Origin of the sequence: Candidatus Sulfotelmatobacter sp., from assembly GCA_036500765.1 — a bacterium.
GTDB lineage: Bacteria > Acidobacteriota > Terriglobia > Terriglobales > Acidobacteriaceae > Sulfotelmatobacter.
In genome coordinates this window covers 749,107-770,745 of record DASYBM010000016.1, presented here as the reverse complement: position 1 = coordinate 770,745, position 21,639 = coordinate 749,107, and the positions used below count along the sequence as shown (strand labels likewise).

The 21,639-nt window shown below is 58.1% G+C and carries 12 protein-coding genes; 2 read left to right on the top strand and 10 right to left on the bottom strand.

What is annotated here, in order from left to right; translation table 11 throughout:
* Window positions 1-2,315, top strand: a 2,315-nt coding sequence (locus tag VGM18_20290) for a putative Ig domain-containing protein (GenBank protein HEY3975354.1), incomplete at its 5' end; no start/stop codon positions are given.
* Window positions 2,316-2,533: 218 nt separating this feature from the next.
* On the top strand, window positions 2,534-3,001 hold the full coding sequence (locus VGM18_20285) for an NUDIX domain-containing protein (protein ID HEY3975353.1): 468 nt from the start codon (window positions 2,534-2,536) through the stop codon (window positions 2,999-3,001).
* A gap of 112 nt (window positions 3,002-3,113) precedes the next feature.
* Here VGM18_20285 and VGM18_20280 read toward each other — a convergent pair whose 3' ends face one another.
* From VGM18_20280 to VGM18_20235, 10 genes are all read right to left on the bottom strand, one after another.
* Window positions 3,114-6,368, bottom strand: coding sequence for a choice-of-anchor D domain-containing protein (locus VGM18_20280; GenBank protein ID HEY3975352.1), 3,255 nt, complete (start codon window positions 6,366-6,368; stop codon window positions 3,114-3,116).
* A gap of 148 nt (window positions 6,369-6,516) precedes the next feature.
* Window positions 6,517-7,596, bottom strand: a complete 1,080-nt coding sequence (locus VGM18_20275; GenBank protein ID HEY3975351.1) for a sulfotransferase — start codon at window positions 7,594-7,596, stop codon at window positions 6,517-6,519.
* Complete coding sequence (locus VGM18_20270) at window positions 7,593-8,780, bottom strand: glycosyltransferase family 4 protein (GenBank protein HEY3975350.1); 1,188 nt, start codon at window positions 8,778-8,780, stop codon at window positions 7,593-7,595. Before VGM18_20270 ends, VGM18_20275 begins: the two co-directional genes overlap by 4 nt.
* A gap of 144 nt (window positions 8,781-8,924) precedes the next feature.
* Window positions 8,925-9,704 carry a WecB/TagA/CpsF family glycosyltransferase gene (locus VGM18_20265; protein ID HEY3975349.1) on the bottom strand — a complete coding sequence of 260 codons (780 nt, stop codon included), beginning with the start codon at window positions 9,702-9,704 and terminating at the stop codon, window positions 8,925-8,927.
* 172 nt (window positions 9,705-9,876) lie between these two features.
* Entirely contained in the window at window positions 9,877-10,875 is a 999-nt protein-coding gene (locus tag VGM18_20260) for an NAD-dependent epimerase/dehydratase family protein (protein HEY3975348.1), read from the bottom strand.
* 95 nt (window positions 10,876-10,970) lie between these two features.
* Window positions 10,971-12,521: an O-antigen ligase family protein gene (locus VGM18_20255; protein ID HEY3975347.1), complete on the bottom strand. Its 1,551-nt coding sequence runs from the start codon at window positions 12,519-12,521 to the stop codon at window positions 10,971-10,973.
* A gap of 49 nt (window positions 12,522-12,570) precedes the next feature.
* Window positions 12,571-13,671 (bottom strand): endo-1,4-beta-xylanase, encoded by a 1,101-nt coding sequence (locus tag VGM18_20250; protein HEY3975346.1) that lies wholly within the window; start codon window positions 13,669-13,671, stop codon window positions 12,571-12,573.
* Between the two features lie 48 nt (window positions 13,672-13,719).
* Complete coding sequence (locus tag VGM18_20245; protein ID HEY3975345.1) at window positions 13,720-14,619, bottom strand: sulfotransferase domain-containing protein; 900 nt, start codon at window positions 14,617-14,619, stop codon at window positions 13,720-13,722.
* Between the two features lie 15 nt (window positions 14,620-14,634).
* A complete protein-coding gene (locus tag VGM18_20240; protein HEY3975344.1) occupies window positions 14,635-16,029 on the bottom strand; it encodes a hypothetical protein in 1,395 nt (464 codons plus the stop codon).
* A gap of 159 nt (window positions 16,030-16,188) precedes the next feature.
* Window positions 16,189-21,612, bottom strand: coding sequence for an amino acid adenylation domain-containing protein (locus VGM18_20235; protein HEY3975343.1), 5,424 nt, complete (start codon window positions 21,610-21,612; stop codon window positions 16,189-16,191).
* Window positions 21,613-21,639: the final 27 nt, after the last annotated feature.

The window sequence follows — 21,639 nt, the reverse complement described above, 5'->3', positions numbered from 1 at the left end:
TGGCGAACAGCTCCAACGTTGCCGTGACCTGGTCGGCCTCAAGGGGTACGATTTCCAGCAGCGGTCTGTATCAGGCGCCCTCGGTCAGCGCCAATACGGACGCGACTGTAACTGCGACCAGCTCGGTCGACTCGACGAAGTTCGGAAGCGCCGCAGTCACAGTCACACCTTCAGTGTCTGCGCTCTCTGTTACGACCACCTCCCTGGCCAATGCAACGGCAGGAACGGTATACTCTGCCACTCTGTCTGCCACTGGAGGAACAACCCCATACCACTGGAGCATTGCGTCAGGAACTCTGCCGACGGGCATCACCTTGGCCAGCAGCGGCTTGCTCTCTGGAACGACCTCGCAAACAGGACAGTTCACCTTCACCGCCCAGGTTGTGGATTCCTCTTCCCCCAGCAAAACGGCGACGAAATCTTTAACTCTGAACGCCCTCGGATCGATCACCGTGACTGTCAGCCCGGCCGCGACCTCGGTTTCATCGTCAGGAACGCTACAGTTTACCGCCGCGGTGACCAACACCTCCAACGTTGCCGTAACCTGGTCGGCCTCAAGGGGTACGATTTCCAGCAGCGGTTTGTATCAGGCGCCCTCGGTCAGCGCCAACACGGACGCGACTGTAACTGCGACCAGCTTGGCCGACTCGACGAAGTTCGGAAGCGCCGCAGTCACCGTAACGCCTCAGGTGGCGGCGCTCTCTGTTGCGACCACCTCCCTGGCCAACGCAACGGCAGGAACGGCATACTCCGCCACTCTGTCTGCCACTGGAGGAACGACCCCCTATCGCTGGAGTCTTGCGTCAGGAACTCTGCCGACGGGCATCACCTTGGCCGGCAGCGGCTTGCTCTCTGGAACCACAACGCAGACCGGACAGTTCACCTTCACCGCCCAGGTTGTGGATTCCACTTCGCCCAGCAAAACGGCGACAAAAGCCTTAACTTTAACCGTGAGCACCTCAATAATTTCGAAGGGAAATACGGCGCCCTCCACTTTGTTTGGCTTCTCCGCCACCAATACCTCAATCGGCGGTTACCCGACGGTGAATTATTCGATGCAGCGCTTCTGGGACTCGCCGCCGCTACAGTGGCCGTCGATTAACACCGCATCCGGGGTCTTCGATTTCAACAACCTCGACGCTACTCTGGCCACTGCCTATTCCAGCGGCGTGACGGAGGGTATGTACACTCTGGCCCGGACTCCATCGTGGGCCTCGTCCAATCCATCGGATATGTCCTGTAATTATGCCACCGCCGCATCCGGAGGCGGCGGGGGAGAATGCGATCCCCCGAATGATCTCAACAGCGATGGCACAGGAAGCAATGCCATCTGGAAGGCTTGGATTACCGGGATTGCCTCCCATGTCAACAATCCAACGTATTTGCAGACGCACGCTCACATTAAATACTGGGAGATCTGGAATGAACCCGACGCTCAGTTTTACTGGAACGGTAGCTTCGCCCAGCTGGCGCGCCTCACCGAGGACGCGAATTGCATTATCACTGGCCGAGGCGTAATCCATGAGAGCGGCAACGGCACCGCCACGGCTTGCACTGCTACCGCGATCGACCCTACCGCGCAAATCATCATGTCTTCGGGCCACGCAACTGGCAAGCTTCTGACTTACGCGCAGAACCAACTCTATTGCAATGCCTCTCCCACCGGATACCAACTGCCCTGTCCAATTCCCGGGAACGCGGTTGCCTCCGCCGTCGACATCATCAACTTCCACATGAAACCGGGAAACCAAACCGGAGACACCTGCCCGCCGCCCACGGCTTGTACACCGGAGTCCGCCATGCAGATGTACATCTCAGGAATTCATGGCATTCTTCAGCCCGCCGAACAGGCCAAGCCGCTGTGGGATGGTGAAGCGTCCTACGCGGAAGCCGGCTTTACCGGCGCCTATACCGATGTCGACATGGCGGCTTCTTTCCTGCCGCGCTTCTATCTGATCGACTGGTCTCTCGGCATCTCCGGCATCGCCTGGTATGACTGGAGCTACATGACGACTCTGCCCGCCCCAGTACAGACTTCCTATCAACAGACTTACAACTGGCTGTCAGGATCGTCTCTCAGCACGCCGTGCGCCGCCAGCGGGACGGTGTGGTCCTGCACGATCACCAAGTCTGGAACGCAATACCTGATCATGTGGGACGCTTCGCAAAGTTGCGCTAACGGCTCATGCACCACGGCGACCCAGACCGTTGGCTCGCAATGGTCAACGTATCAAGACATAACCATTGCCAACGCGCCGGTTTCCATCTCCGGACGAATCGTTCCCGTGGGCATTAAGCCGGTAGTGATGCACTGAAAACGGACGACCGGGCCGGGATCGCCGGTCCAGACCCGCCGGTACAAGATCCCAATCCAAGATCGCAACCCTCTCGTTGCGTGACGAAGAAAGAGCCCGTATCGAAACGATGCGGGCTCTTTTTGTTTGCGCATATTCATCGCTACCGCTCCAACCTAACCGGCCCGCTCGGAAAGCTTGCGTGCTAGACTTCAGTTGTCTGCCGTGCTGACCAACCTGTGCTGAGCCACCTGAAGCGCCGGCTGTTCTGGATCGTCGCTCGAACTTGCTTCCTTGCCTATCGCTGCCTGCCGATATTCGGCACACTCCGCGCATCCATCGCCATCATCCGCCGTGATCAGACTTTCCTGGTCATCCAGCGCAACGATGGACGCGGCCTTTCCTTACCGGGAGGCATAGCCGGGTGGAAAGAAGCGGAAGAGAAGACTGTTCAGCGTGAGGTTCTGGAAGAGACTGGATTGAGCCTCACCAAAGAGGAGCTGAGATTACGCTATCGCAGCACGGTGGACGTGCCTTGCGACATCTCAGTGTTTGAGGCCGAAGCCATTGGCGTGTTGGAGGGTTCCTGGGAAGGATCGCCGCGCTGGATGACGCTGGATGAACTCGAAGCTGGACTGCTGGAGAGCCAAAGGCCTGTTCTCGAGTTGCTCAAGAAACTTGCCGGCGAAAGCTCCGCTGAAGCATGAGGTTTACGACCAAGAAAAAAGGCTGCGGATGCGCTTCAAATTAGAAGCACACCACGCAGCCTTCACATCGATTTTTCTTCAAACCAGCTTTTTCAACAACCCAGCTTGCAGCCTATTGACCGGTGCCCGATAAGGTCACCACTTGCGGGGAAGAAACCGCGGAGTAGCTGAATGTAAGGTCGCCGTTGATCGATCCGGTGTTGGTTGGACTGAACTCCACTCCAAGAGTGCAAATTCCGTTCGCCGGAACGCTCGTGCCGCACGGAATTGCTCCGCCGCTGGTATAGATATAGTCGCCGCTGGCCACGATGCTGGTAATGGGAAGCGCGGTGGTCTCGTAGTTGGTGACTGTGATTACCTGAACCGCACTCGTGCTCCCTACTGCCACCGTTCCAAAGGCGAGCGTCGCGGGAGACATTTTTACCGGCTCAATGCCGGTGCCTGCGGCGTTCAGCACTTGCGGGCTGATCGCAGCGTTGTCGATTACGGTAATGCCTGCGAGCGTGCCGCCCGCCACCAGCGGCTTGAACGTAACGGTCACGGTGCATGACTTGCCCGTGCTCAACGCTCCGCCGCAGGGTGATGTACCGCTCGGGGTCACTGTATATGAGCCGCTTCCGGTCACGCTGGTGAGGTTTACCGTTGCTGTGCTCACGTTCTTAATAGTGACGACTTTGCTCGACGTGCTATTCAAAATAATATTGCCAAAGTTGAGGTTTGACGGGCTGAAGGTCAACGGCACCGCGGAGCCGTTCTGTCCGGTTCCGGTAAAGCCGCCGAACGCGGGGCTCTCCGGCGCGTTGCTCGTAACGGTCAAGGCGCCTTTGATCGTGCCGGAGTAGGTAGGCGTAAAGGTTACGGAAAAAGAACATTTGGCCTTCGCCGCCAGCGTCCCGTTGCACGGCGTCGACCCGCTGCCCACGGCCGAAAAATCTCCGCTGGTCGTGAACGTAAAGGTCAAAGTCTTGCTCTGATTGTTGGTCAGCGTCATCGTCTCTGCGGCACTGGAACTGCCCACATTCGTGGCGGGAAAAGTTATATTTGCAGAGAATGTAAGGTCCGTCTGTCCTATCCCGCTCATGGTTACGATGTGGGGCGAACCCGGCGCGGTGTCGTTAATCGTGATCGTACCGGGCGCCGATCCAGTGACTACCGGCGCAAAGCTGGCCGTAATCGTACAAGTCTGACTCGCCGTGAGCGTTACACCCGTGCAATTGTCCGTCTTGGTATAGCCGCCGCTCGGCATCACAGAATTCACCGTGATATTCGCAGAGCCGTTATTGGTGACCGTAATTTTCTGGCCGGCGCTCGAAGTGTTGATGACCTGATTGCCAAAAACCAGGTTGGTCGGCGAAATAGAGATCGACGCCATAGAGGAAACACCCGTCCCCCCAAGTGCCACCATCTGCGGGCTCGTGCTGGCATCGTCGGTAATCGTGAGTGTGCCCGTTGCCGCGCCCACGGCCGACGGAGTGAAGTACACACTGATCGTGCAGTTTCCCCCCGGAGCCACTGCCGCTTGACAGGTGTTGGTCTGGCTAAAGACTCCGCCGCCCGTCGAGATGCCCGTGATATTCAGAGCCACCGCCTGATTGTTGGTGACCGTTTCTACCAGTGCCGTACTCTTCACATCCACTTGCTGACTTCCGAAATTGAAGGCGACATTCGATAGCAATACCGGCCCGCCCGCGCAGGTACTCGCCGGAGGCAGCTTCGCCATTTCCGTGTACCACCACGGTTCTGTGGTCCGGTTGCTCGGCAGGTATTCTCCTGCGACCCAAACCGTGCAAGAGTCGCTCGGATCGAGCACTCCGCTGGACCAGTCGCCCCAGCGATATCCCAAACTGTCGGTATCTTCGGCGTCGCCGTCAGTAACAGGACTGGCGATGTATCCCCAACTGCTCCCCTGCAACGTGCCCGGATTGAAATTCAAGCTATCCAGTCCCGGATGCTGAGATGTCCCGCTTCCCGAAATTTGCAGTATGCCTTGCAGGTTGCCGGCTTTATCCCGGACGATGCTGGGCAGATAAGTATAGAGAGTCGAGTTGGACGGATCCACGATTTGATAGTCGGCGGAAACATATACAGTTTGCGGAGCGGCGGCATTCCTTTGCAGAACACGCACGTCGGCTTCGGTTTGCGTAAGCTGCCGGTTGCTGGGAACGATTTGAAGGGCATGCGCGGAGGTCCATACGCTGCCCTGCCCGCCTTTGGCGGTGTAGTGGAAGAACTGCTGCATGCGGTCGGCCACAGAATCGATCACGATGCCAGTGCTCGCCGTGGAAGGCTGCGGAATGCAAACCGTATTGTAGTAATTGTTCGCTTCAAAACAACCCAACTGATCGCCGGCCGGCTGCGTGGATGGAAGATCCCAGCTGGTGACGAAGGTTGGCGTCGGGGTCGTCGCACTCCAATTGATCGTCCACTGTTCGACGCCCTGGGTATGATTCGGATCGGTCAAATAGCTCGCGCCATCTTTCGGAGGCTCGATCATGTAGGTAAACATTTCTCCGTCCGCCGAGATCGGCGGAGTCGTGTCGGAGTTATTGGCCGGCACCCAACTGCGCCGCTGGTTGAACGTGGTGAGTGGATGCGCTACTGTGCAGGCAGGCGTCTTCGAGTTGTTAACATACGGATTCGACGTGCTGGCGCGCAGTCCGGCTAAGTCCACCGCGCACACCAGCACTCCGTTGATATTGTCGGCGTTGTTGACATCTTGCAGATCGTAAGTGATCCACATCGCCTGATCGGTCGCTGCCGTGTAGGGCGGCGTGGTCGTAGTGGAGCTTTGCCACAATCCGGTCTGCGGATAATCGGGATAGTAGAAATTCCCGTGCGAATTCGTCGGGATAACCGTATCCAGATCGAATTCGAAAGCAAACCAGGCAAATGCAGGAGAAGTTGACGAAACATCTTCAACGTTGCTAATGGCCACGCACATGTAGTTATGGCCGCCGCCTGAAGCCGTGATTCGCTTCTCCATGATCCACAAGTTGTAGACGTTGTCGTGCAGCAGTTGCGAGTTCGGGCTGTAAGCCGTCGGGCAGTGCGTGGTGTGGCCGGAATTGTTGCCGTTCTGGCTCCACGGCCCAGCATCGGACTTTACATTCGTATTCCCTAGAAAATTCACCGGCTGATTGGCATTGACTCCGCTCTTGTACCAGCACTGGTAGCCACTGTTGACGTGCTCGCAATAGTCGTAGAGCCCGACCGCGATGGTCGGGTCCGGGGCAGCCGTCGAGTTGATGCGGTCCGCAACTGTATTCAGGCCGGTATACGTGCTCAGTGTTCCCTGGCCAAACCCATAGCCGCAAAGCAGCGTGAACGCACATGCGAGAAATGCCAGCAACTTGGCTCGATGAGTCAAGGCGGAAAGCTCCTTAGTGAAAGTTGGGGAGGGAGACGTTCGGCAGTAGCTGTGCATGTGAGGGTCCAATCCGCCAAAACAATGGCTGCTATACATCTTTTAGAATGAATAGTTTGGGGGAACTATCGCCTGGGTTACTGAGCTGACGCTACGGCTTAGCTGCAACTCTTTGGTACCGCGACTTCACTTGACGGTAACTTTGCCAAGCCGCTATAGGCACAAAGGCATATGCGAAAGGAACAATCAGATCCAAGCTGCGCAAGGCCCTGTGCCGGACTCGATCGACCGTACGCTCGAGCCAGGAAGCTGGTCTCGCACATTCCTTGGCGGTCGCCACGATCGGCCAGCTTCCTCCCGACTCCTTCCGCCAGAATGCGACGTAACGCTCTATTTTGCTTTTTAGCGCGGAAGAGAGAACCTCCGGGCGATCGCGCTTGGCCACAATGCTCGAGCTCTTAACCCCGGAATGATGATCGCCGTTATATAAGGCCGAGCGATCCGCTCCCTCGAGCGATGCCATCCGCGAGTCGAACCGGATGCCAATGAAGTCACAGATGGCCGTGATCGACATTGCGGGATCGCGGACCAGATCGTCATACTGCAACTGATGAATCGCTGCCCCACGCCGCGCCAGTTCGTCCGCCTCTTGCTTCATTCGGCGATAACCGAGCAGCGCCCGCAAATCCATTCCCTGTCGCGCAAACCAGGGAGACTTCTCCGCGGCACGAACAATGCTCCGCAAAACTTCCGCCGGATCGCGCCAGATTACAATAAACTTTGCCTGCGGAAACCAATCGGCCAGGTCCGTCATGCAGTCGTAATAGCTCGGCGACTTGCACCCCCAAATCGTCGCGCCGTTGTTTCGCGCATACTGCCGCGCCACCGCACTGAAAGCGCCGGGCAGATCGCCGATGTTCTCCGCAATCAGACTGGGATCGATCTTGTGCCGGGTTAACACGCCGTTCCACGAATCCACCTTCTTCAGCCACCACGAACTCTTTCTCGGCAGCAAGAACAGGGGCGACAACAGCGCTAGATCCGATTCATACATCAGTCCGATCTGCGGATGCTGGTTCAGCAGCGCGTAAAGCAGCGAAGTCCCCGAACGCCACATGCCCACCACAAACACGGGCCCTGCGCTCATCTCGGGACTCTGCACCGCAGCCTTGTTCGCAGACATGTCGTGTGCGGTCGCCGTGCGTTCGCCATTGACTGTCGCCGTACTCATGCCGCCTGCGCCTGCGCAGAAATTACTTGCTCAAAAATTTTCATCAGATTGCGGTAGCCCTGTTCCGGACCATATTTCGTTTCCGTCAAGCGCCGTCCGCATTCGCCCATGCGGACGGCCTCGTCCGGCCGGTCCACCAACCATTGAATCTTTTGCGCCAGCTCGCTCACGTTACCGGCCTCAAAAAGAAGACCCGACTTCCCTTCTTCCACAATGTAAGGCAGCCCACCCAGGCGCGCCGCAATGATGGGCTTGCACGCCATGAACGCCTCCAGAGCCGTCACCGGAAAATTCTCGTACCATTCCGAAGGCATCGCCAGACAACGAGCGTTGCGCAGAATCTCCCATTTCTCACTGCCGCTCTTAAAACCCAGCATCTCGATATTGCGAATTCCTTTTTGCTGGACGTATTGCCTGAACTCCTGCTCCAGCGGACCCGTGCCCAGAATCTTCAGCCGCACCAGCGGCAGTTGCTCGAAAGCCCGAATCAGTGTCCAGCAGCCTTTTTCAGGGGATAATCGCCCCATGAACAGCACATAATCTCCCGGCATTTTCCCAGCAGGCAGCGGCGGCGCGTACACAAAATTCGGTCGCACGAACAGCTTCGACTCCGGCACGCCCATTTCCTGCATCTTCGATTTGAAAAACTCAGTCAGGCAGATGAACCCGGAAATCTTGTCGATCACTCCCCCTACCCGGTTCAGACCTAACGTCGCAGCATACAACCCGCTGAACGCGTAGCTGTCTTTGTAGCAGCGCTTGCGAACCGCGTTCAGGTAATCGCCGCCCTTGCACGCTTCGCAGATTTGCCCCTGCGTATAGAACAATCCGTTGGGGCAATGCAGGCGAAAGTTGTGCAGCACCTGCAACGTGGGAATGCCGAGGGAATGCAGCTTGTGATACCCCGAGGGGGAGATCAGCGGGTAAACGTTGTGGATGAAAGCCACGTCCGGCCTGAATCCCCGGACCACATCTTCCAGTTCTCCACTGGTCTTCCACGAGTAAATCGTCTGGGGGAGGAAGGCGGCCTTTTCCGTCAGGCCAAACTGCTTGATCTCGTCGTTATGCCGCGAATAATGGTAAACTTCGTCGGCATGTTTCCGCAGCAACTCTGTTTCCGCGCGCACCACTGAGTCTTCCCCACCAAACTGCTGATACGCACTGTGGACAAGAAGAACTCTCATGGTCAAGATTCATGCCGCAACTCACGCTTGTCATTGCCAACGCAATTTACTTAAATTGTCATTTCGAGCGCAGCAAGATGGCGCGCCTTACGCGTCATCTTGCGGAGTCGAGAAACCCGGTGTTCCTCGCCCGCGAAATTGGCGTCAGATTTCCTGCTGCTCCCCAAAGCCCAGCAACTCCAGCGCGATCCGGTACACAAACTTCGGATTATTGACCAAATAACGCTTCCACAGCCGCGCCGGATCCTGATAGATGCGGTGCATCCACTGCACCCCCACCACCTTCATCCAGTACGGCGCATCTTTAATTCGCCCCGTATGCATATCGAAGGCCGCGCCCACACCGAACATCAGCTTGGTATCGAGCTTCGACCGATACTGGTCCATGAACTTTTCCTGCTTCGGCGTGCTCAATCCCACCCAGAAAAAGTCGGGCTTCGTTTCCGCAACCATTCGAACCAGACCCGCCTCTTCCTGCTCGTTCAGCGCACGAAATGGAGGACAGTAAGTGCCAACGACGTTCAGTCCCGGAAAGCGCCGAGTCAGCGAATCTTTCAGCTCATCCGCCACTCCGTCGTTTCCGCCGTAAAAGAAGTGGGTATACCCTTTCTCCGCCGACAGCGCGCAAAGCCGCAGCATCATGTTAGGGCCGGTTACCTGGCGCATCTGAAGCATCCCGCGCAGCCAACCCACCCATACCGTCGGTCGTCCATCGGGAATGTTCAGGGCTGCCTGGTTGATGATGCGCTTCAGGTTGGCATCCATTTGCGCTTCCATGATGCCCTGCACTCCGGTGACGCAGACGTAACCCTTGTCACCGCGTGCGACCGCCTCCTCCACCTGAGCCAGCGCCCGGTCCATGTTCGTGGCATGAACCTTGACGCCCAGAATCTTCACGCACTTGTCTGCCGAAAAGGTTTCCATGATCGTGCCCTGCATTTTCTTGCAATGAATTCAGACTTACGCGCGAATGCGAAAGACAACCGCGAACGGGAAGGGCACGGCTTTCAGCCATGCCGTCGGCGGCAAAAACACCTGAGGGCTTTAGCCCCTGAGGCCCGCTGACTCTTCCCGCCCGCCGATTCGTTAGACGAGATTAGTCGCCCGTAACTTCGGCCAACTCGCCCACTTCTTTCTTCTTCACTTCCCCTTCGATCCACTTGTAGGTAATGGCCAGACCCTTCTCGAGAGGCATCGAAGGCTCCCAGCCCAGCACCTTGCGCAGCATGGTGTTGTCGCTGTTGCGTCCGCGCACCCCCTGCGGCTTGTTCAGGTCATGCTCTTTGGTCAACGTTTTGCCGGCAATGCCGCAGATCATATCGACCAGATGGTTGATGCTGACCATCTCGTCGGTGCCCAAATTCAGGGCATCGCGATGATCGGAAGCCATCAGCCGGATCAGGCCCTCGACGCAATCATCCACGTACATGTAGGAACGTGTCTGCTCGCCGTCGCCCCAGATTTCGATCGCGCCGCCGTCGTTGGCTTTCGCAACTTTGCGCGAGATCGCCGCCGGAGATTTCTCTTTGCCGCCATCGTAGGTGCCGAGCGGCCCGTACACGTTGTGGAAGCGTACGATGCGCGTCTCGAACTTGTAGTCGTGATAGTAGTAGCGGCAGAGTTCTTCCGCGAACAGCTTCTCCCAGCCGTAACCCGGCTCGGGATCCGCGGGATACGCGTCCTCTTCCTTCAGCGGCGTCACTTCTGCATTCTTCTGCTTCGATTGCGCGTAGACGCAAGCCGACGACGAGAACAAGTAACGCTTCACGTCGTTCTGTTTCGCCGCCTCCAGCATGTGCGCGTTGATCAGAATGTTATTTTTCGAGATATCGGCCAGGAACGACGTGATGTAGCCGATGCCGCCCATGTCGGCAGCCAGGTTGTAGACCTGATCGATGTCTTGCGTGGCGGTCAGGCAATTGTCCCACACCCGCAGGTCGAGAATTTGAAAATCGTCCGCGGCTGAGGTTTCGTACTCGGGATATTTCACATCCACCCCGCGAACCCAATGACCATCGGCCTTCAAACGCTTTACCAGATGATGACCAATGAACCCACCCGCACCCGTTACCAGAATCCGAGATTTATTTGCCATTTGCGTGAACTCCCCCCAAGGTATTTTTGTTTTTGGTGTTGCAGTTTTATTGGAAACCTTTGTTGCCGCACTTCTTCGGACAAAATTCTCGGCCGCTAGAACGCCCGCAGCTCCAGGGCACGGCTGCGCTGCGCCTTCTGGCTCTGCCGCACGAACTCGGCATAGCCCAGAATCGCGAAATACAGCAGAGGACAGTGCCAGCTCAACTCATCGTTAAAGAACGAATGCATGGTGAGCATGCCCAGCAGCGCGAACATCTCGAGCGCGAGCTGGCGCTGGTCGGGGGAAAAGACATCGCTTCGAATGCAGCGATACAAATACCACCACGCCGCAATCAACGCGCCGGCAAACGGGATGATGCCCCAGAAGCTGGTCCCGATGAGAACTTCAATCCAGTCGCTGTGCATCATGGCAGCCGAGCCGACCCCCAACTTGCCCAGCACCGCAAAACGTCCGGCCGCGTACGCTCCCAGGCCGGTAAACGGATGATGCATCAACTGCTCAATGCCATAGGCCCACCACGCGGTGCGGCCGCTCAATGAGCCGATCGCCGCGTCCGATTGATCGCGCTCGGCAACGCTCAATACCATATCCCAGGCGTAGCCCAGCAGTTTGTCGTTCAGCAGGATTGCTACAGTAATTAGCGGTGCCACGGCAAGGCTGCCCCAGGCGGCGATTTTTCGCAGACGTTTCGACAAAACCACGATCAGCACCACCGCAAAAATAAACGCGGCCTCCGCGTTTCTGGTCTTCGACAGGGCCATCGAGACCACACCAAAAATCAGCAGAAGAACGTACCAGGCGCGGTTCTTGATTTCTCCGAACACGGGCAGCAATCGGCACAGCGCGATGATGGCCAATACCGCCCCGGAAGTTCCGACGCTGTTGGAAGCTTCCACGGGAATCACGCCCGTGAGGCGGCCGCCATCCATCGCCTCCGTCGGCCATATCGGAAGATTGCTCCACACCCCCAGCAGCGAGAGTCCGTAGAACGTCAGCGTCCAATCCAGCAGATTCTTGTAGGTGAAGAAGCCCTCGGCGCTGGCCACGATCGCGGCCAGAAGAGAAACGTCGGCCAGAAATTCCAGCGACTTATACGCCGTCCATGAGGCATTCACCGACCACGCCGTCGTCGCCAGACAGACCAGGCAATAGATTGCCATCGCACCTGGAATGCCCCGAAACAACGCTCCCAGCCAATTCGGCTTCTTTAGTATCAACCGGACAATCAGCGTGATCGACACGAAGGCTTCAGGAATAATTCTCAGCATGGCGTAGGCGTCGATCGGATTCGCCCTGGCCTCGCCGACGTCGCGGATGCGGAACACCAGCATGCTGAAAAAGATGAAGAACCACAGCGGATGCCACCAGGTCCAGTTCTGCGCCAGTTCCCGCGCGCTCGCCAAGGCTTCCGGCGCCGCATTAATCATCAGAAAAAGAAGTGGAATGCACGCCCCGATAACGCCCGCAACGATCAGCACCCCATACGGCGACGACCCGGCCAACATCGAAACTCCCACCGAGATGGAAAATCCGACTACGACAAAAAACACAAGCAGCCACCACGGCTTGCGCGGGCGGACCTCGAGCGTATGGTCCTGGCGCACCTCCGCCAGCCTCGTCCGTTCTAAAACGCTGTAGCTCATCGCCCTTCTTCCTTGTAGTGCATCTTCTTCTGACCCATTTTCTTGTAGCTTATCGCCCTTCCTTCAATGCCTGCAGCACGCCCTCGTAGGCCGGCTTTTTCCCGTAATTATCGTCGAACATGGTCTGCTTCGCGTTCGGCATCCCCTCGCCCCGCAGAAAACTATAACGATCCGCAATCCCCCAGGTCGTGAAGCCGATGCAATTCGAATCTTTCAGGCAAGTGTGGACCACGTTGTAGTAAATCTCTTTCTGCTTCGCAAACACTTCCCTAGAATCCGTGGCTCCCTGATACAAGTCCATTTCCGTGATGTGCACTTTTACCCCGGCCCTGCGCGCGCTTTCCAGAAACGACTTGAACTCTTCCAGATACGTCGGCCGCAATTCAGGCATCTGCCAGTGCATTTCCGTCCCCACGGCGTCAATCGGAGCGCCCGCCGCTTTGACTCGGCTCACCAGCGCGAAGAACGCATCCGCCCGCTCTTTGTCGATTCCACCATGGCCGAACGTATCGTTGAGCACAAGCAGCGCGTTGGGATTGGCCTCGCGGGCATACTGGAACGCCTTCACGATGTACTGCTCCTCCCCCAGAATCCGCGCCCAGCACCCGTTATGCGTGGGATTGGTCGGCTCGTTCACCACCTCCCACGAATAATAAGTATCCCCGCCGTGGCGGACGATCGTCTGGATGTGCTCCTTCAGAATCTGATCCAGCTCCTTCGCCGACCATCCCCCACAAGCTTCAGTATTAAAGTTCAGCCAGGGCGACGACGTCATATTCCGATACACCAGGCTGTGTCCCATGAGCTTCATCTGATGCTGCCGGGCGAAACTCATGGCCTCGTCCATCGGATCGAAGTTGAAGCGCCCTCGCTCCGGCTGCGTGATCCCGGAAAACACAATCGAGACCGCCGCATTAAACTCCCGTGCCAGCACGGGCTTGTACGATGGATCGTGATTCCACATTCGCCCTTGAATCGTTGTCCCGACCCAAAACCCCAGCGGTTCGGCAGCTTTGCGCAAGGTGTCGTTTTCGGCGGCGACTCCCGCTGCTTTCTCTGGGAGCACTTTTTCTTGTGCAACTTTTTCTTGCCCAATCATCCACGCGGCAAGCAGCAACATCATCGCCAGAATCGAAGGAATTTGCTTCATTACATGAGTCATCGCGAGGTGGTTACATCTGTATGGTTACGGTGCCGGTTACCCTCGCGCGGGTGAGGCCAGTTCTTCCGATTGATTTTCTTTCGCCAGCCCTGCCGGATATCCCGCCCGCACCAGCGCTTCGCCCGCGTACTTCTCCACCATCTCGATCTGCGCGGCGCTCAGCTTTTCGCGCCATCCACCGACCGACCCGGTGCGCACGAAGCGCGCATCTTCGCGGTCCACGCGATGCTTGCGCAGCAACGTTCCCTTACCCAGCGTCGCCCCCGATTTCTTGGCTTTGTCTTCTTTCTCGCGCATCGCCCGCAGTGAATTGTTTTCTATGGCCTTGCGGACCCGTTCCCGGTCCCCTGGAATTCCCAGGAACTCGAGCATCTCCATCAATCCCGTTTCCGTATCCTTCCGCAGATCTTCATAGCGCACGACCAGCAGATTGCCATTCTTCGCCAGCGGACAGTTCATCCACGAGTCGACGTGCGCCTGCCACGATCCAAAGCGCGTGACCTTTCCTTTTAAGAAAGACTCGACATATCCGTCCATGCCGCGGCCATCGTCGAAGTATTGCGAGAACCCCATTTCCTTGTCCCGCGCCCAGTTGGAAAGCATCACGTCGCGCAGATCGCGCATAAGATAAACGGCGCGTTTATATTCTGGCCGATACATTTCATGAGTCTTGATAAACCGCCCGCCATTCGGCAGCACTGGCTTCATCTCGCGGTGCGTCCCCATCTCCGGCAGAATCTGGTTGACGTTGAGAAATCCCGCGTCGCCCTTGCCCAGAATCTCCATCAGAACAAAGCGCAGCCAGGTGTTGCCCGAGCGTTCGAACGAAGCGAATAATACGTCGTTATCGTTGAGACCGCGATGTTGCCACCATGCCTTGGGGAGGCGAAGCTTGGTGCGCGAAGCCTTAAAACGGAGTTTCTTGAGAGTATTCATGATCGAACTTTCCCCTTACAGAACCGGACTCGGAATGGAGTTACTGACCGACAATGACTGCGCTTTGCGATGGAGGATGTACATCGAAATCAGAAATGCGGCGAAGTTGGCGACGATGATGCTCACGACTACCCCCCACAGGCCGAACATTTTCGTCGCCGGAACTCCGATGACAAGCGAGAGCACGCTGGCTACCACGCGGGCATAGAAGATCGAATCCGGAGACTCAATCGCGCGCAGCAGAATCGCCGGTCCAAACGCCGCCGCCCACATGGTCGTTCCCAGTGCCACGTACGGAATGAAGTGCGCGACCTCGGTGTACTTCCCGCCGTAGAGGACGTGAAAAATCACTGTTTTGAAGGGAATCAGCAACGCCCAGTAGGCAACCGCACCGACTACGAAGAGCAGCGTGATCCGCCGCACCAGCGGCCCAGAACTCGCAACGCCCTTCTCCCGGCACACCCGCGCCGCATAGGGCAGAAACAAAATCGAGAGCGCCGTATAACTCTGCTCCATGGGCAACGAAAGATTCATCAGCGCCCGCAACTGCCCGGCCTGCGCCATCCCCGAAAACGCGCTAACCAAGGGGTAGTACATGTAATAAGGAATCCAGGTCACCACCGAGACCGCCAGCGCCCACCGTCCGTATTCCCAATGCTTCTTCCATGCCTGCCCGGCCGTGGGCGCCGTCACCGTATCCGGCGGCAGAACTTTGTTCACCTGCGACAGCAGGAAGAATCCTGTGCCCAGGGCGCCGATCGCCATCAGCAGATACGCCGAGAATGGCGAGACCAGCGCCTTCTTATAGGCGACGAACAGCCCGCCCGTCACCAGCACGCAATAAATGAATGCCCCGACCGCAGCCCGCGCCGGCGCCAGATTCATGTAATATGCGCGCCGCAAGAGCCAGAAAAACAGAATGCAGGGCGACGCGATCGCAACTCCGGCCAGCGCTCCCGGCAGCCCCTCGGCCTTGCCCATCGCGTAAACAATCGCCGCCGACCCGCCCAGCAGCACCAGGCCAAAAACAGTCAGGATCGCCTGAATCCCCAGCAGTGCCTTCAAATATCCGCGCAGGCATTGGCTGTAAGCCGACCCGCTGAACACCCCTTGCGGCTCCGACAGCAGCGCATGGTAGACATAGGAAAGCAGCAGAAAAACCGAAAACGCCAGCGAAAACGCACCGTACTGCGCTGGAATCAGCCAGCGCGCCAGCAGAATCCCGATCAGAAAATTCGATCCCGAAATCAGTCCCTGATCCAGAATCGCCAGTCCACCCTTGGTAACCCAGCGCCCGAGTTTGCGCGATAATCCACCGGAGTCAACGTCGCCTTCGTCGGCAGGCGCGACGACGACGGCGTCCTCAACGTATTCCGGGTCGAGCAATTGTTCGGTATCAGGTGCACTCATAAATTCGATTTTTCTTAAATCGATCGTTATCGATCGTTAAGGTCGCGAACTCCGACCTCAAAGCTACTTACCACTTGTCATTTCGAGCGAAGCAGAATGGCGCGTTTCGCGCCGATCTGCGCAGTCGAGAAACCTGCTGTTCCTGGGAGCGTCCCGGCTCTAACTGCCCACCGCAGCCAGCAAACCTTCCTGCACCGATTGGGCCAGGCAGTCGCCCAACTCCTGCCCCAGAAACCGTACTTGCGGCTCCTTCAACAAGCTGAGGTGATCGCCGCTGATCTCCCGCAGGTCCACGCCGTCCGCCGCCACTTGCCACCAGATCGCGTAAGGATCGTTCAGGCTGCCGACGGACTTTTCCTTGACCCGAAATAAAGTGACGCGACCGCGATACGGCTCGACGTCATAATCCCCCGCAGCCTTCGCGCAGGCCTGCCGAACGTTGCGCAACGCCCGTGGAAGCATCTGCAACTCCAGCCGCTTGCGTAGCGTCATCATGACGAAGCTGCCCTTCTTCCAGACAAAGCTCACCTGTTCTTTCAGGGGAAGTCCAAACAGATTCTTCAACTGCGATCCGCGCGATTGCATCTTGCCGGGATAGGTATCGAACAAGGCCAGCAGCGCCATTTCCTCTCCCTGCGCTTCCAGTTGCTGTGCCATTTCGTACGCCACTAAGCCGCCAAAGGAATATCCACCGACCCGATAAGGCCCCTCGGGTTGAATCCGCTTGATCTCCTGCAAATACCGTTTCGCCATCTCCGGAATGCTGGTCAGGCATTCGCGCTTGCCATCCAGCCCCTGCGGCTGCAGCGCATAAAAAGGTTGATCCGGCCCCAGATGCCGCGCCAGGTCCCGAAAGCCGACCACGTTCCCGCCCACGCCATGCACGCAAAAAAACGGCGGACGCGATCCCTCGGCCTGAATCGTCACCAGCGAAGACCACGAATCGGAATATTTCTCGTGCCGCAGCAATCCGGAAAGTTGTTCGACCGTCGGCGCCTGCAACAGCGCAGCCAGCGGAAGCCTCTGCCCCAGCGACTGCTCGATCCGGTGCATCAACCGCGCCGCCAACAGAGAATGTCCGCCCAGCTCGAAGAAATTATCCCGAATGCCGATCGGTTTCTTGTCGAGAACCGTCTCCCAAATCGCCGTGAGCTGCCTTTCGAGTGCATCGGTAGGCGCAACATATTCCTGCGTCTGCGCAAAGTCGGTCGACTTCGGCGCCGGCAATGCCCGCTTGTCCACTTTGCCGTTGGGCGTCTTCGGCATCGCCTCCAACAAGACGAACGCCGACGGCACCATGTAGTGCGGAAGTTTCTGCTTCAGAAACGATCGCAACTCGCTGGCGGTGGGAACCTGCTCGCGCGACGGCACTACATACGCAACCAGATTCTTCTCTCCCGACGAATTCTCGCGCGCCGCCACCACCATTTCGCGCACCCCGGCGTGCGCGCCCAGCACCGCTTCAATCTCTTCCAATTCCACGCGGTAACCGCGGATTTTTACCTGGTCGTCGGTGCGCCCCGCGAATTCGATCTCTCCGCTCGCCAGATAGCGCGCCAGATCGCCCGTCTTATACATCCGTGCTTCGGGATCTTTGCGGAACGGATCGGCAACGAACTTCTCTGCCGTGGTTTCGGGGCGATTCCAGTATCCCCGAGCCAGCCCAGGCCCCGAGACGTACACGTCTCCGGCAATCCCGACCGGGAGCGGCTGCAAGTTTTTGTCCAGAATGTAAATCTTCGTGTTGGCAATGGGCCGCCCGATCGGCAAAACCGCCGGAATTTCTTCGCCCGCCTTGGGCTCGTACGACGTCACAATCACGCTGGTCTCAGTCGGACCATACGTATTCACCCATCGCACTCGCGGCCCCGCAATTTTCCGCCACGCCGTCAACGCCGCCGCGGAGGCCTTTTCCCCGCCGACAATTAGAATCCTCAAACTCTGCGGTAGCCGCTCGGACGACTCCGAAAGTTCGCGGACCAACTCGTGCCAATATGCCGTCGGCAGATCGAGCGCGGTCACACCCTTCTTCGCGACCCAGCGCAGAAAGTCTCCCGCCGCCAGCGACGCATTTTCCTCGCGCACCACCAGCGCCCCGCCAGCCATCCATGTCGGAAAGATTTCCTCGACCGCAATGTCGAACGAGATCGAGGCAAACTGCGCCATCCGGTCCGCCGTGCTGATTCCAAAAAGCCGCGCGGCGGCAACGTTGTGATTCACCAGCCCGCCATGCGTCAGCAGCACTCCGCGCGGTTTGCCCGTGGAACCCGAGGTATAGATCAGGTACGCCAGATTTTCCGGCTTCACTCCGCTGCGAACATTCTCCGCGCTCTCCGGCGCGAACATCTGCCAACCGGCATCCACATTCACGACTTCGGCGTTGAAATCCGTAACTTCCGCCAACAGGCCGGCCTGCGTGAGCACCAGCGCAGTGCCGGAATCCTCCAGCATGTACGTCAGCCGCTCTTTCGGGTAAGCCGGATCGAGCGGTACGCAAGCGCCTCCCGCCTTCAGCACCGCCAGCAATGCCACCGGCAATTCAATCGACCGCCGCAGGCAGATGCCGACCTTCGACTCCGGCCCAATGCCGCGCTTCCGAAGAAAATGCGCCAACTGATTGGCGCGCCGGTTCAACTCTCGATAGGTAAGAGACAACGTGCCGTGCTCGACCGCATTGGCATCAGGCGTCCGCGCCACCTGAGCTTCGACCAGTTCGTGCATGCAGAGTTCGCGCGGATATTCGGTTTCGGTGCGATTCCACTCCGCAAACTGCCGCTGCTCTGCGGCTGACAACATGGGAAGCCGGGAGACCTTCTGCTCGGGATCGGCGACAATCGCCTCCAGCATGGTCTCGAAATGTCCCGCCATGCGCGCGATGGTGGCCGCGTCAAACAGGTCGGTGCAGTAGACGAAGCGGCCTTGCAGCCCCGAAGGCCGGTCATCCAGTTCGAGATCAAGGTCGAACTTCGCCGTGCCAATTTCAAGATCAAGCTGGTTCACGTCCCATCCGTCCTCGTACGCGGGCGTTGGCGGCGCCAGCGAAAACATTACGGGAAATACTGGATTCCGGCTCGTGTCACGCCTTACAGAAAGCTCCTCCACCAGGCGCTCGAACGGAGCGTTATCGTGCGCGAGGGCGCGCAGCGTGACCTCCCGCGCGTGGGTCAGCAATTCGCGGAACGTAGGATCGCCCGCCAGCCGCAAGCGCAGCGCCAGAGGATTCTGGAAACATCCGAGGAGCGACTCCAGTTCGGTGTGCTTGCGTCCGGAGGTCACCGTGCCCAGCACGAAATCGTCCTGTGAGCTGTAGCGCCGCAGCAAGGCGGTAAAGCAGGCCAGAATGGTGGTGAAGAAGCTGGTGTGCTCGCGATTCGCTAACTGGTGCAGGCGGTCGGAAAGATTTTTCGAAAAGGCAAAGCGGTGCATCGCCCCGCGAAAGCTTTGCAGCGCCGGCCGCGGACGATCCGTCGGCAACTCCAGCACCGGAATCTCGCCGTCGAGCTGGCTCGACCAGTAGGCGCGCGATTCCTTCAGTTCCGCCTCGCCTAATACTGAAGATGAACGCTGCCACGCGGCAAAATCCGCATACTGCACCGGCAACTCCGCCAGCGGCGCGCCCGGGCCCGCGAGAAGCGACTCATAAACCGTGACCAACTCCGGCAGAAAAACGTTGTACATCGAGAAGCCGTCGAAAATAATGTGGTGTAGAAAAAGATAAAGCCGGAAATCTTCTTCGCCCAACTGCACCAGCGTAGCGCGCAACAGCGGACCGCGCTCCATATCGAAAGGCAATCGGGCGCGCTCCCGCCCCCGGCGCAATGCCTCCGCTTCCCGCTCTTCGATCGCCAGATGTCGCAGATCGATCGCCTCCAGATTCGGCTCATACGGAGCGTTCACAATCTGCACCGGATGCCCTTCGACCACTTTGAAGGTGGTCCGCCACGCCTCGTGACGCCGAATGATCTCAGTCAAACTCCGGCGCAGCGCGAGCACATCGAGCGGTCCGTTGCGAACAACGGTGACCGATTCGTTGTACAAATCCTTCGCAAACTGGCAGTGCAGCCAAATCTGTTCTTGCGCAAACGACAGGGGAGCAGGTCCGGATTCGCTGCGCCGGGGAATGACCGCCGCACTCTCCGCCTGCTGCGACATCCGCGATTGCAAGTATTTCCTGATCAGGTCCTGCTTGTCGTGGGAAGCAGAGTCCGATGGAATGCCGGAAGACAGGCCCGATTTATCGGCCGGCCCCGGCGCTTCATACGGGCACTCGGACGGTTTTACTGCCGGCACATCAGCCTTGGTGCGTTGCGAACCGCCGGATCCTTCCCGTTCCGCCGCCTCGCCCACTTTCACCTTCAACGCCTTCAACCCGCGCAGACCCAGATTCGAACGCCACTCGAGCGACTGCGGCGCCAACGTAATTTTGGGAAAGCGTTGCAGAAAAGCTTCGAAAAGAACCTGGCCTTCGACTCGCGCCAGCGGCGCTCCAAAACAAAAATGCGCCGCATACCCAAACGCCAGGTGCCGGTTATCTTTCCGCGTAATGTCGAAGCGATCCGGATCGGGAAACTTCTCCGGGTCGCGGTTCGCCGCCGCCATCACCGCAATCACCGCTTGCCGCTTTTGAATTTTCTTTCCGCCCATTTCCCGCTCGGATGGGCACATTCGCGCCGTATGCTGGCTCGGGCTTTCATAGCGCAGCATCTCCTCCACCGCCGACGGAATCAAAGACAGATCGCCCCGCAACCGTTCCATCTCTGCCGGATTGCGCAGCAAAGTAAGTACTCCGTTTCCAATCAAATTGGTGGTCGTTTCCTGCCCGCCCACCATGGTCACGATGCAGTTCGCAATCACTTCCTCTTCAGTCAACCGGTCGCCGTCAATCTCCGCCGTCAACAACGAATGAACGAGTCCTTCACGAGGCTGCTCGCGCTGCTGGCGAATTGCATCCTGAAAATAAGCCGTCATTCCGGCGACCGCATCCAGAACCTTCGGATAGCGGCCCGGATTATGCTGGAAATTCCCCAGCATCTCGGCAAAATCCGCCGACCACCGTTTCAATTGCACATGATCCCGGGTCGGCACGCCCAGCATTTCCGCAGTCACGATTGCGGGCAAAGGCTCGGCCAGGTCCGCGATCACATCGATCTCGTCTTTCCCCTGTAGCCCATCCAGCAAATTCTTCGCAATATCCCGGATGTGCCCGCGCAACTGCTCGACTCGCGCCGGAGTAAATGCCTTCGACGCCAACCCCCGCAGCCGCGTGTGCGCAGGAGCATCCATGAACAGCATCTGCTTCACCATCACGCCGGCGATCGGATTCAGCGACGACAATCCCATCTCGTCCAGTTGCGCGGGAGTCGGCGTGCGGTCGGCCGAGAAATTCAGCAGCACTTCCAGCACATCGGAATAGCGCGTCACCACCCAGGCATGCAAAAACGGATCCCAGTGCACCGGATCTTCCGAGCGCATGCGCTGAAACAACGGATAAGGATTCGCCAGCACCTCCGGGTCAAGAAGGTGATACAGGCTCATCGCCATATCGCGGCTCTCCAGCCGTGGTGGTGTGTTGGCGCTAGACATGTTTTCTAAAATATCTGGCTAAATATG